Genomic DNA, 13,335 nt, shown 5'->3' with positions numbered 1-13,335 from the left:
TTCGCAATCATAAAAACTGTAGCTGCAACATACATAACATTGCAAACAATGTACCAATAGACAGATAAACTTATGCTATTGATTTTAATGAATTAATATTTCAATAGATAATTTTGTTTAACATAAGTATAAATTTACACCGAATTATTTACCGGCTCGTTTGAAAAAATTGCAAACGAGCCTGTCGCTGCGCCGCGACTTACCTAACAAACACTGCGGTTCGCAGGCTTAGATAACACCATATGAACAGCACTGGTCGCCCGCTCCATAAAGCCCCCTTCGCAATAGCATAAATAGAAGTGCCATAGCCGGATAAAATTATCATCATAACCAAGTTGATGCACGGCATCACGTTGGTGCATAAAGTTATCACACCAAAACTTAAGAGTTTTCGCATAATCAAAACCAATGTCATGCACATGGCGGATCACCAGGTCTGTTTTGCGGCTTACAGCAGTAGCCATCCGGCTGATTGACGGTAAGCAACCACCAGGAAAAACATAGCGTTTAATAAAGTCTACTTCACGTACATACTGCTGATAACGCTGATCAACAATAGTAATGGCTTGCAACACCATTAAACCATCAGGCTTTAACAGACTGGCGCACTTCGCAAAGTATTCATCCAGATAGTTATCTCCTACCGCCTCAATCATTTCAATTGACACTAATTTATCGTACTGACCTGTCAGATCCCGATAATCTTCAAACAGCAGGGTGATTTGGTCTTGCAGACCCAGTTGTTCAACCTTTGCTTTAGCATAAGCTAACTGTTCTGCTGAAATCGTGGTTGTCGTCACTTTACAGCCGTAGTGTTGCGCAGCATAAATCGCCATGCCGCCCCAGCCGGTACCAATTTCAATCAGGTGATCGCCCGCTTTCAATTGTAATTTATCGCAAATTTGTTTTAGCTTATATTGCTGAGCCGCGGCCAGATCAGTGTCGTCATTCGGGAAAACTGCGCTGGAATACATCATGCTGTCATCAAGAAAAAGCTGGTACATTTCATTGCCGAGGTCGTAGTGGGCAGCAATATTTTTTCTGGCCTGATCTTTAGAATTACTGTTGCGCCAGTTGAGCGCTTTTAGTAACGGCCGGCTCAGCCTTGCCCAGGTTGAATCCATCTTATCCAGTAAGGGTAAATTGCGGCCAAAAATGCGGACCAGCGCAGTTAAGTTATCGCAGCGCCAGTAGCCCTGTATATAAGCCTCACCGCCTCCCACAGAACCCGCCAATACCAGCTTCTGATAAAAAGCAGGGTCGAGCACCGTCAGGGTAACTTTTAATTCACTACCGGCCTCACCTAGCTGCAACCGTTCTTCCCCTTCAATCAGGGTAATGTCACCTTCTTTAAGTTGGCCTAAAAACGATAAAGTAAACTTGCGGCAAAGCCGGTCAAACCAGCCTAAATTAGCAAACACCGCCTGTTCGGTAAGCGATAAACTCATAACTTCTTTTCCCTGGATTTTGGATGTTGATGCACTGGCACACCTTTTAGATAAAGTTTTACTGCATGCCAGTAAATACGCCACATTATCTGTACGTTTTGCCACGGGCGGCGGATCAGGATCTGCCGCCGGTTCGCCCTGCTAAGACTAAAGCGTTTAAGTCTAATCCAGGCACTGAACACCGCCTGCTGTTGTTTGATATTAGTAATACTGCAAAAAAGTGCTTCGGCCGGTGCGGCAATTTGCCAGCGGTATTGCATATCCATCGGATTAAAAGGTGAAACATGAAAGGCCTTATCATGCTGATAGAACGCTGTCTCAGCGTCAATGTGCTGTAAATAGTAATGACGCTCGTTCCAGGGCGTATTACTGACTTCTGCCAGTAAATAGCTAAATTCAGCATTGCTGTTATAACAGTAGTAAAGCGTAATAGGGCTAAAATAATAACCCCAGTTCGCCAGCGGAGTTAACAAATAAACCTTAGCCACATCTTGTAACCCACCCAAAGCACGGACTTTATGCTGCACCGCCGTTAGCAGATTATCGTCACCCGGCAAATAATCACGTCGCCGGTAACTCAGCGCAGCAAAACCTTCATACTTTACCCCTACCTCTGCTAAGTTGGCAGGGTCAAGAGCCTGGCTATCCAGCCAGTAAAGATGATAAGCATAGTTGAAGCCATGAGCTTTGGGAAAAAAACGCTTATGCCCTACCTCACCGCAATATAAGGCGTGTCCTGTTTGCATTAATAGTCAATCCCAAACATGGCGGCAACATCAACGGCACTTTTCGCACCATCTTCGTGAAAGCCGTTATACCAGTATGCACCGCAAAAATAACTGTGATACTGGCCATTAATCGTACTTCGCTGCGACTGAGCCGCCATTGTCATCATATTGTAAACCGGATGGGCATAGTGATAGACGCCGAGAATTTTATCTTTCGCTATTGCAGCAGTGTTATTTAAAGTGACACAAAAGGTTACCGGCGCTTCCAGTTGCTGCAAAATATTCATATTGTAAGTCAGGGTTGCCCTGCTGCGCTCGGTCGCATCCAGATTGTAATTCCAGGACGCCCAGGCACGGCGCCGCTGGGGTAACAGCCGGGTATCTGTATGCAACACCACTTCGTTTTGCTGATAGGCAATAGCTCCCAGCACTGCGATTTCATCTGCGGTGGCATTACTCCCCAGCAACGCTAGTGCCTGATCACTATGGCAGGCAAAGACCACTTTATCAAACTGCTCACTGCGACCATCGGTAAAATGTAAGGTAACGCCCATTTCATCACGAGCTACCAGGCTTATCTGCTGTGACAACCGCAACTGCTGCGTACCGAGCTTGGCTAACAAGGCCTCGACATAGCGCTTAGAACCCCCCTTAACAACAGTCCACTGCGGCCTGTCACTAATATTCAGTAAACCATGGTTGTTAAAGAAACGCAGAAAAAAGCGCACTGGAAATGACGGCATCTCGGTCAAACCAGCAGACCAGATAGCCGCCCCCATTGGCAGCAAATAGTTATCCCGCATGGCATTGCCAAACTTATACTTGTTTAAGAACTCGCCCAGCTTTAAATCTAAATCCGGATGATCATCAGCCACTAATTGCTTACCCAACTTATTAAAGCGAACAATATCTGCCAGCATCCGCCAAAACGACAGCCGGAAAATGTTGCGCTTCTGCGCAAATAAACTCGCCAGGGTGTTACCATTATATTCGAGGTTTTGCCGGGGGTTTTTGACTGAAAAGCTCATTTCTGTATCAAGCTTTTCAACTGCAAGTTCAGCAATAAACTTATTGAAGAACGGGTAAGTCCAGTTATTGAACACTATAAAACCGGTATCAATAGCGTATTGCTTGCCCGCTACTTCGACATCAACAGTAGCGGTATGCCCGCCCAGATAATCGTTTGCTTCAAACAACGTTACCTGATGCTGTTGCTGCAATAAATACCAGCTGAGCATCCCGGAAATACCACCACCAATTACTGCTATACGCATTTCTATTTCCTTACTCAGGCTTGCGCCATTCGCTGTTTTACTTTAGATGTTGCCCAGCCCAGAACCGGCAAGTGCTGATAAACCAGTTCGGTCAAATCATAAAAATCTCGATGATAATAAATATGCTGTTGCCGCCAACGTAGCTCGGAGCAACCGTGCACAACCAGCGGTTTCCCCTTGGCAATCGCCGGATGCGATAAGGTCATCACCCAGCTGATAAAGCTTTGTTGCTCATTATCACTTTGCGATACAGGTTCAAACTTACAATAAATCAACCGTTGATAGGCATGAGAAAAGTAACGGCTAAGCTGATCCCGGCCAGTGATCTGGTGTACCGGATCAATAAATACCACATCAGCGGTATAGATATCTGCCAGTTGACGTAACCCGTCATGCGACAATGCATTATAGAACTTTAAAAATCGCGTTAATTTGCTTTCAGTTAACTCAGGCATTTGGTTTTTTAACCTCGGCAAAAAGTGCCAGTGTAATTTTACGGGCGTCGTTGTGATCAACCACCGCTGGCCAATACTCAGCGGGGGTACCTTTGTTATGTGGCCAATGAATAGTTTTGGCAGATTGTTTAGCTAACTCGGGCAAATATCGCCTGATAAAGTTACCAGCAGGATCAAAACGTTCGCTTTGCGTTACTGGATTAAAAATTCTGAAATAAGGTGCAGCGTCGGTGCCGGTAGAGGCGGCCCATTGCCAACCACCATTATTGGCAGCAAAGTCGCCGTCTATTAGGCGTGACATAAAATATTGCTCGCCCCAGCGCCAATCAATATGTAAATCCTTAACCAGGAAGCTGGCCGTAATCATCCGCAGCCTGTTGTGCATCCAACCTGTTTGGTTAAGCTGCCGCATAGCTGCATCGACAATTGGGTAACCGGTTTTTCCCTGACACCAGGCGTCAAAAAGTGTTTTGCTGTTAGACCAGCGAATTGCTGCAGTATCTGCCTGAAATGGATTGTGTTTTATTAAATCAGGATAAGCTACCAGGATATGTTTATAGAACTCACGCCAGATTAATTCTGACAACCAGACACTGGCTCCGCTTTTATCCTGCTCCAGTGTTACTGCGGCTTCCAATTGCAGCCGGTTAACACATTGCTGAGCCGAAATAACCCCAATTGCCAGATAAGCTGACAAACCCGAGGTCCCGGCTTGCTCAGGGAAATCTCGTGTCCGCTGATAATCTGCCACCTGTTGCTGACAAAACTGACGCATCTGCTCAAGAATTTGCTGCTCTGCTACCGGCCAGGCTGCAGCGCTGTTATCACCGTTTTGCATAGCAGGCAGGGCCAACTGCTCACCTATAGCACTGACATCATAAAATTTTTCAGCCCTGACTCTGGGATAACAACGCACACCTAGTTGCTGCAGTCTGGCCAACCAATTGCGCTTAAAGGGGGTAAACACTTTATAGGTATCACCACTTTGCGTCAGAATGCTGCCTGGCGGCATAACACATTGCCGGTCATACCAATGAACCGCAACCCCGGCGGCTTGCAGATCTGCAGTGATCTGCCGGTCGCGCTGTTGCTCGCGCAATTCGTATTCTGGCTGGCTATACAACGCCACCATGCCCAATGCACTCAATTTGGCAAAAACTGGACGACAATCCTGATAATGATTTGCCTCTAACGCCAGCATAGCGACACCCTGCTCAGCCAACTCTACAGTTAACTGACGTACCCGTTGGCGGATAAAGTCTTGCTTAATAGTAGACATATGATGCTGCTGCCAGCTAGCAGCAGTAGCGACAAACACGGCCAGCACAGCGCTATCAGCATCATTATTGGCTGCGGTTACCGCATGAAATAAGGCGGCATTATCATAGGCTCTTAAATCGTTCCGTAGCCAGACGACATGCAATGCAACAGGTTTTGACATATCAGGCTCTCAATCCAAGCTGTTCCGGGTAAGGATTTAAATAACGCTGCGCCGCCACATATTGATTAGGAAACTGCCGCAAATGATGGTTAAGCAGGGTTAACGGTGCCATCAGTGGCAAGAACCCCTGCCTGTAACGATGAATTAAATCGGTAAGTTCAAGCTTTTCAGCGCGATTAAGGGATTTCTTCAAAAAGCCCTGTAAATGTTGCAACACATTAGCATGCTGTTGTCTGCTGGCGATATTTTTCAAGGCATGCATCAGATCTGTCAGATAACGTTCTGACAAATCTGCTGGCGTAAATAATTTTGCGCTGGCCACCAGCCTGCCCAACTCACGGTACGCCACGGGGCTATGTGCCATCACCAGGAATTTATATCGGCTGTGAAACTGCACCAGTTTTGCTACGGTAAAGCCGCCCTGCATCTGCTGCTGATAGTCGTGGCAAGCAAAGATGCGGGTAATAAAATTCTCTTTTATTGTCGGGTCCAGTAACCTGCCATCTTCCTCAACAGGCAACCACGGATAGTGTTGCATTAATTGACGGGTATAAATACCAACACCAATTTTACCCAGTTGCTGGCCGGCATCATCATACAACCTGACCCGCTCCATACCACAGCTGGGTGATTTGGCGCAGACCACATAACCGCTCAATACGGCCAGTTCAGGCAGTAACTTTTCGGTATAACTGAGCATTTTTGCGGTGTGATCAATTGCCGGGTCACGGCTTTGTACCAACCGTATCTGCATGGCGCTGTCGCGCTGCAGCCGGATGGCTGGCCTTGGCACCCCTAAGCCAATGGCTTGCTCCGGACACACGGCAATGTATTGTACTAATGGTTTTAATTGCTGCAGACAAAAGCCCGATGCTTTGTGGCCGCCGTCAAACCGCACGGGTTCACCCAGCACGCAAGCACTAATTCCTATTTTAATTGTCATACTATGTTTGAGCCCTGCAGTCTAAACAGTAATACCTGTACCAAGTACGGTAGTGAACTCTTTTCTTTACAATAAAAGTTTGTCACTGGATCAGTTTTCTAAGACAATTCAGACAAAAAAAAACGATAATTGCCATTAAGGCAACTATCGTATTTTTATCGACAAAGTTGGTACCGTGTTCTTAGCAACCAGCAGCCAGATAAACACGGTCACTCAACGTTTAACAACAACGTTGTACCGGTAATCCATTTAATGACTGCACAGCAAACAACATCAGGATTTACTGGTACCCGTTTCAACCCGTGATTTTAACTTCTGCCCAGGTCGGAATGTCACCACACAACGAGCGGAAATAGGAATATCCTCGCCCGTTTTAGGGTTGCGCCCTGGCCGTTCGTTTTTAACCCGTAAGTCAAAGTTACCAAAGCCAGATAACTTTACTTGCTCCCCCGCTTCTAATGCGGTACGAATTTCTTCAAAAAAAGCTTCAACGATCAATTTAGCATCACGTTTGCTAACGCCAAACTTGCTAAACAAACGTTCTGCTAAATCAGCTTTGGTAAGCGCCATTCCTAATCCCTCAACGTTGCGTCGAATTCGTCTTTAAGCACGTTAACCACTTGATTTACAACAACTTGAATATCTTTATCTTCAAGGGTACGCGTTTTATCCTGCAAAGTCAGAGCGATGGCAAGTGACTTGTATCCGTCTGCCACACCCTGTCCGGTATATACGTCAAACAATTTTAGGTCAACTAATTGATTTACGCCAACTTTTTTTATACTAGCAGTAATATCAGCAAAACGCACATCCGTTTTTACTACTATTGCTAAATCACGTCGGTTCGCCGGGTATTTCGACAGCTCCTCTGCTTCAACAATAGCACGCTGACCAACGGCCGCCAGTTCCAGTTCAAATAAGTATGCTTTGCCCTTTATACCAAGTTTTCGCTCCGCTTCCGGATGCAATGCGCCAACATAACCCACAACGTTACCGGCGCGTCTGATCCGGGCTGTCTGGCCCGGATGCAGCGCACAATGCTCGCCACGTTCAAACGCAAACTCAGCGCCAGCAGAGGTGACGCTAAGCAAAGCTTCAACATCACCTTTAACGTCAAAGAAATCAGCAGCACGCTCAGCGATGGCCCAATGCTCATTGCTGAACGAGCCCACCACCACGCCACCTATTACCGCAACCTGCCGCACCCCTCCTTCCGCCGCCGCATCAGGAATAAACTTTAAACCATATTCAAACAAACGTATGCGACTTTGCTGGCGGTTCTGGTTGTGTTGCACTGCCTGTAGCAGACCTGGCCACAAATTCAATCGCATAGCCGACATATCTGCCGAAATGGGGTTAGGTAACACCAGCGCCTGCTGCTGCGGAAATAAGGTGTGCTGCACTTTCGGGTCAACGAAGCTGTAAGTTATAGCTTCCTGATAACCGCGGTCAACCAGCAGCTCACGCATCCGTTGTACATTTAGCTCGGCTTCGCTGAATTTACGCATACTGAGTGCCGCTTGCGGCGCAACATTCGGAATATTGTTATAGCCATATACCCGGGCAATTTCTTCAATAAGATCTTCACTAATTCCGATATCAAACCGGTAACCAGGTACTGAGACATGCCATCCGCCATCGATTTGCGTTACCGCCAGGCCCAGCCGACTTAAAATATCGGTAACCTCAGCTTTGGCAATCGGGTGCCCCAGCAAGCGTAATAATTTTGCTTCAGTTAAATCAATCTTTGCAGACTTAGGTAAGTGCTCTGGCGCCACAGCTTCCACTATCGGCCCAGCTTTACCACCGACAATTTGCAGCAGTAAGGCGGTAGCACGCTCCATGGCTGTGCGTTGCAATTCAGGATCAACCCCACGTTCATAGCGGTGAGACGCATCCGTATGCAAACCATATTGGCGCGCTTTGCCGGCAATAGCTAATGGTGAGAAAAAAGCACTTTCCAGAAAAATATCTTTGGTTTTACTGGTGACACCGCTGTGCAAGCCACCAAAAATACCCGCCATCGCCAGTGCATTTTCACTGTCCGCAATTAACAAGGTATTGGCTTTTAATACCACTTCAGTTTCGTCAAGCAGCACTAATTTCTCGCCGTCACGGGCAAAACGCACCTCTATGTCACCAGCTAACCGGTCTAAATCGAAGGCATGCATCGGATGACCTAACTCTAGCAGCACATAGTTGGTAACATCTACCACAGGGTCAATACTACGCACGCCGCAACGACGCAGCTTTTCAGTTAACCACAACGGGCTGCTACGGCTAAGATCAACATCTTTAATAACACGGCCAAGGTAGCGTGGACACGCCTCGGCCGCTGACAGCGTAATGTTTTTTTGCTCAGTAATTGTGGGAGTAACCGCTTGAAATTCCGGCTGACAAACACTCAGCTTATTTAACACACCGACTTCCCGCGCCAGGCCTTTAATCCCCAGGCAATCAGCCCGGTTTGGGGTCAGGTCAACTTCAATGGTATAGTCATCCAGCTCCAGATACTGCCGGATATCAATACCAAGCGGGGCGTCAGCCGGCAGCTCCATAATACCCTCTGAATCGTCCGCCATGCCCAGCTCAGAAAACGAGCACAACATGCCGTTTGAAGGCTGGCCGCGAAGCTTGGCCTTTTTAATCACAAAATCACCAGGTAGCACGGCGCCCACTGTAGCTACTGCGACTTTTAAACCCAGCCGGCAGTTTTTGGCACCACACACTATATCTAATAGTTCAGGCTGGCCAATATTAACCTGGGTAATCTGCAGCTTATCCGCATCCGGATGGGGGCCACAAGCCACAACTTCCCCCACTACCACACCACTGAAGACGCCAGCCACCGGCTCAATACCATCGACTTCTAAACCGGCCATCGATAATTGTTCAGATAAGGCTGCGGTATCTATTGCCGGATTAACCCACTGCCGTAACCACATTTCGCTAAATTTCATTCCAGGAATACTCCGCTTATCTGAACTGCTTTAAAAAGCGTAAATCGTTTTCAAAAAAAGATCTGAGATCAGTGACGCCATACCGCAGCATTGTTAGCCGCTCAACGCCCATCCCAAACGCAAAACCGCTGTATACTTCCGGGTCAATTCCAACCGAGCGTAACACGTTGGGGTGCACCATGCCGCAACCCAGCACTTCCAGCCATTTACCATTTTTGCCCATCACATCTACCTCTGCAGATGGTTCGGTAAAAGGAAAGAAAGAAGGCCGGAACCGTACCTGCAAATCTTCTTCAAAAAAGTTCTGTAAGAAGTCATGCAAGATCCCCTTTAACTCAGTGAAGCTGACATTTTTATCAACCATCAGCCCCTCTACCTGATGAAACATTGGCGTGTGCGTCTGGTCATAATCGTTACGGTAAACCCGCCCCGGTGAGATAATACGCAGCGGCGGTTGCTGTTGCTCCATGGTGCGGATTTGCACACCAGAAGTTTGAGTACGCAACATTAACTTGGGGTTAAAATAAAAGGTATCGTGATCAGCGCGCGCCGGGTGATGCTCAGGAATATTCAGCGCATCAAAGTTATGAAAATCATCTTCGATTTCCGGGCCATGTTTGACCTCAAAACCTAACTCAGTAAAAAAGCTTTCAATTCTGGCAATGGTTCGGGTTACCGGATGCAAGCCACCGTCATCCAATTTACGTCCCGGCAGCGTAACGTCAATTTGTTCCTGCGCCAGTTTGCTGGCTAGCTGGGCTTGTTGCAACTGGTCACGTTTCTGATTTAACGCATCCTGCACCTGCTGCTTTAACTCGTTAATGTGCTGGCCAGCCAGTTTACGCTGCTCAGGGTCCATTGCCCCCAGAGATTTAAGCAGCTCGGTAATACTGCCTTTCTTGCCCATAAAGGTCACCCGCACTTCATCCAGCGCCGCGATGTCGGGCGCCGCAGCAACAGCTTGCAGTGCATTGTCTAATATTGCAGTCAGATTCATCTTTGTCCTCAAAGCAGCCAAGATCGTCAGTCAGATTAAAACCGCTAATGATACACCAAAAAGCCGGCTAATTCGCAGTCTCTGACAGGCTTTTTTCAGCTAAAATAATGCTTAAGGCGCTAAAGTAGAATAGATTTAATAAAAGGAATGGTTAACTTGCGTTGATGCACGATGGAGGCTTTATCGAGCTGATCTAAAATGGCAACCAGGGAGCGGATATCGCGGTTATAACGGTTCAACAAAAAGCGGGCCACTTCATCAGCTAGTTCCATGCCTCGCTGATGGGCTTTTTGCTGTAACAGTTTTTGTTTATCATCATCGGTCAGCAATCGCAGTTGCAGGCTCTGACAGGCGTGCAGTCTGGATACCAAATCCGCCAGCGCAAAACCCAGCTGCTGTGGCGCCTGATTACCGACAATGATCAAGGCCTTACCTTGTTCCTGCATCCGATTGTATAAATCAAATACTGCAATTTGCCAACTGAGATCACCGGCTATTGCCTGAATATTGTCCAGGCAAACCACATCTAGCTGTTCCAGGTTGTCGAGCAAACGTGGGCTCAGTTGCTGATAATCCTGCAGTGCCAACAGCTGAGACGTTAAACCGCGCTCCTGCGCAAATACACAGGCAGCATAAAGTAAGTGCGATTTACCGCTGCCACTGGCACCAAACAAATATAACGGCGCCTGGCCTGCAGCAAATTGCAAATAATGTTTAAGCAGACTGACCGCTTCAGTTTGGCCTGCGGCATAAAAACTATCCAGAGTTTCATCGTCAGGCAGGGTTACCGCCAGGGTATACTGCAGAGGCTGCATTTAACGCCTGATAAACCGGTAGCTGGCATGAACTTGCCTAGTCATATTTAACGAGCTAACCGCTTCTGATCTTGGGCCAACAGGCCTTAACCCTGGCGCTATGCCACCCAGGTAAATTCCTCCTTCACGGCCAGCAGCAACTTCACTAATTTGCAAAGAAGGTTCCCACTGTAAAATACGGCTTAACTGCGCCAGTTCAATCTGTAACTCAACAGCAAATTGGGCGCGATTTGCCGAAAACTGGCTTAAGGTTACTGAGGCTACACCTAATACCCGGCCAATTAAGCGTTCTACCGCCACCACATCAGCCAGGGTATTCAGGTTTTCCACTTCAAGCTGGAATGTCTGTGTCTGTGGCTGCAACAGCACGGCTTGTTCAGCTGCCAACTCACGAGTGAGTGTGGTGCTAAACGCCTGCACTAAAGCCAGGTGGTCAACAGCAGTAACTTCGTTACGAATAATTCTGTTCTGCTCTGTGCCGGGGCCTGTGCTTTGCCGCTGCCAACTTAAACGCTGCAATGTTGCACCATCACGGTTAACCTCATCAAACGCTATTGTCATCACCCGGTCTGGTCGGTAACGGCTGCTGGCCTGATTAATAGACTGCCAGAAACCTGCCCAGACATCCGTTTCAGACAATTGGCTTAAATCCTCAATGTCGTATAACGGCAAGGTAACCGGAATGCCGTTTTCTGCTAAATGTGGTAAAAGCAACTTAACCAACTCATGTTCAGGTTGGCGCAAAAAGCGGCGTTCTCCTGCCTGCTGCTGCACTATCCAGACTAATATTTCCGGCCGGTGAGCGCCCCAGATAGCAATACCCTGTTGTTGCAGTAGCGGGTTAATCAGGCTGGCATCTAGCAATACTTTTAAACGCGTATCGCCATTGTGACGGTGCGACTCAAATTGCTTCACATAACGCCCGGCATTGTTCAGTTCTCGGGTAATTTCAGGGTAGTCAGAAAAGTTATTGATGCCGGTTAACCGGGTAATAACCTGTGCCAGGGCATTGTTTTGCCATTGTCGCTGCGTTTGATCGGCGCTGACATCGGCCAGGTATAATGCATCAACTTCAACCGCAGCAAGCGGATTGCCGGCCAACAGCAGCATACCAGCCAGCAATATTGACATGGGTTGGAAACCTTGGCGCATTTATACTCCTAGTACTTAAACCACACCATTAAAGCTCTATTTTTGCCGCTCTAATTGCCGTAACAAACGGCTGATAAGCAGCAACAATAGTGTCTGCGGCTAACGGCTCGCCATCTTTAGACAGCAAGTTAATTACCGTACCCGTACCGCTGCGTTGCAGCACAATCTGGTAATCACCATCAGCAATTGGCAATACTGGCGGAGCTTCCCGGCCCATCAGGGTAGACCATATGCCACGGCCTGGCTTGCTGTAGCTAAGATAATAGGTGAAAGCTGAACGGTTGATGTCTTTAATGCTAAAATTCAGCTGCTCAAACACCGGTTCAAGTTGCGACCAGGCCACATCTATTGGCTGTGAACTGACAAAAGCCGGTTCACCGGCACTGTTTAAACCTGGCTCCAGACCTACTTCAGGCACCCGATCCCGGTTGGCAATAGCAGTCTCTATTTCAGCTACTGCGACCTGGTTAATAAAGCCGTTCAGTAGCCTTACTTCATGATCACGCGCCTGGGCAACACTTAACTGATCTTTTTCATTAAAAAAACGGTGCTCAAGTAAGGTTACTGAAACAATGGCACTGCGGCCATGCGGTCGCGGCTCAATGTTGATAGCATAACGAGCCTGGTCTAACTGCACTTCATCCTGCCAGAACCAAAACCCTTTAAGGCGATGGCGTGTTACCCAGTCAGTTTCGAAGTTCAGGTTGGTATCGTCGGTTGCATTAACACTGACATTTTCCTTCGCAAAATAGTGGTTAAGCTGGGTTGTTAAAAATGGCAGTAAATCACCGGTTAAGTCGTTACGCTCAAACATCACCCGGGCCTGCTTTTCGGCTTCATCGGTTATCCGGCTGCTGGAGGCCGTTGCCAGCACTAACACCGGCGATTTATCGGCCACAGTACCGCTGGCACCATTAGATTGCGGAATATCATATTTGCCTGGCTGACGTGGCGTTGCCAGTTCAGCAGGAATATCCAGAGTCACTTGCTGGCGCTGCGCACGGTTGTCGGGGGCGGCCTGAAATAACGAACAACCACTCAATAACATGGCTGATACCGACACGGTGATACAACTTTTTTTCCAATAATGCACCTGTACTACTCCTGAGAAAATATGTCCTG

12 protein-coding genes are annotated in these 13,335 nt (G+C 47.6%); all 12 read right to left on the bottom strand.

The features are described 5' to 3' along the window. Positions 1–203: 203 nt before the first annotated feature. The 12 genes from WG68_RS07370 to bamC all read right to left on the bottom strand — a co-directional run bounded on the left by WG68_RS07370 (position 204) and on the right by bamC (position 13,306). Entirely contained in the window at positions 204–1,448 is a 1,245-nt protein-coding gene (locus WG68_RS07370) for an SAM-dependent methyltransferase (protein WP_046557021.1), read from the bottom strand. Then, complete coding sequence (locus tag WG68_RS07365; RefSeq protein WP_046557020.1) at positions 1,445–2,194, bottom strand: DUF1365 domain-containing protein; 750 nt, start codon at positions 2,192–2,194, stop codon at positions 1,445–1,447. The genes WG68_RS07370 and WG68_RS07365 overlap by 4 nt, the downstream gene beginning before the upstream one ends. Then, positions 2,194–3,450 carry an NAD(P)/FAD-dependent oxidoreductase gene (locus WG68_RS07360; protein ID WP_046557019.1) on the bottom strand — a complete coding sequence of 419 codons (1,257 nt, stop codon included), beginning with the start codon at positions 3,448–3,450 and terminating at the stop codon, positions 2,194–2,196. Before WG68_RS07360 ends, WG68_RS07365 begins: the two co-directional genes overlap by 1 nt. 14 nt (positions 3,451–3,464) lie before the next feature. Then, complete coding sequence (locus WG68_RS07355; RefSeq protein WP_046557018.1) at positions 3,465–3,905, bottom strand: nuclear transport factor 2 family protein; 441 nt, start codon at positions 3,903–3,905, stop codon at positions 3,465–3,467. Continuing rightward, positions 3,898–5,346 (bottom strand): deoxyribodipyrimidine photo-lyase, encoded by a 1,449-nt coding sequence (gene phrB / locus WG68_RS07350; protein WP_046557017.1) that lies wholly within the window; start codon positions 5,344–5,346, stop codon positions 3,898–3,900. The genes WG68_RS07355 and phrB overlap by 8 nt, the downstream gene beginning before the upstream one ends. Position 5,347: 1 nt before the next feature. Next, the gene (locus tag WG68_RS07345) at positions 5,348–6,289 is read right to left on the bottom strand and encodes a YbgA family protein (protein ID WP_046557016.1); all 942 of its coding nucleotides are present in this window, start codon (positions 6,287–6,289) and stop codon (positions 5,348–5,350) included. Between the two features lie 273 nt (positions 6,290–6,562). Further along, a complete protein-coding gene (ihfA, locus tag WG68_RS07340; protein ID WP_046557015.1) occupies positions 6,563–6,859 on the bottom strand; it encodes an integration host factor subunit alpha in 297 nt (98 codons plus the stop codon). Positions 6,860–6,861: 2 nt separating this feature from the next. Then, positions 6,862–9,249, bottom strand: a complete 2,388-nt coding sequence (gene pheT, locus WG68_RS07335) for a phenylalanine--tRNA ligase subunit beta (protein ID WP_046557014.1) — start codon at positions 9,247–9,249, stop codon at positions 6,862–6,864. Between the two features lie 16 nt (positions 9,250–9,265). Continuing rightward, complete coding sequence (pheS, locus tag WG68_RS07330) at positions 9,266–10,246, bottom strand: phenylalanine--tRNA ligase subunit alpha (protein ID WP_046557013.1); 981 nt, start codon at positions 10,244–10,246, stop codon at positions 9,266–9,268. A 119-nt stretch (positions 10,247–10,365) separates the two neighbouring features. After that, positions 10,366–11,061, bottom strand: a complete 696-nt coding sequence (gene hda / locus WG68_RS07325; protein WP_046557012.1) for a DnaA regulatory inactivator Hda — start codon at positions 11,059–11,061, stop codon at positions 10,366–10,368. Then, positions 11,062–12,213 (bottom strand): DUF2066 domain-containing protein, encoded by a 1,152-nt coding sequence (locus WG68_RS07320; RefSeq protein ID WP_052748999.1) that lies wholly within the window; start codon positions 12,211–12,213, stop codon positions 11,062–11,064. It lies immediately after the preceding gene. Between the two features lie 28 nt (positions 12,214–12,241). Further along, complete coding sequence (gene bamC / locus WG68_RS07315; RefSeq protein WP_152663052.1) at positions 12,242–13,306, bottom strand: outer membrane protein assembly factor BamC; 1,065 nt, start codon at positions 13,304–13,306, stop codon at positions 12,242–12,244. Between the last annotated feature and the right edge of the window lie 29 nt (positions 13,307–13,335).

Source organism: Arsukibacterium ikkense (assembly GCF_000987775.1).
In the GTDB taxonomy this organism is placed as follows: Bacteria; Pseudomonadota; Gammaproteobacteria; order Enterobacterales; family Alteromonadaceae; genus Alishewanella; species Alishewanella ikkense.
This window is presented reverse-complemented; position numbering and strand designations above follow the sequence as displayed.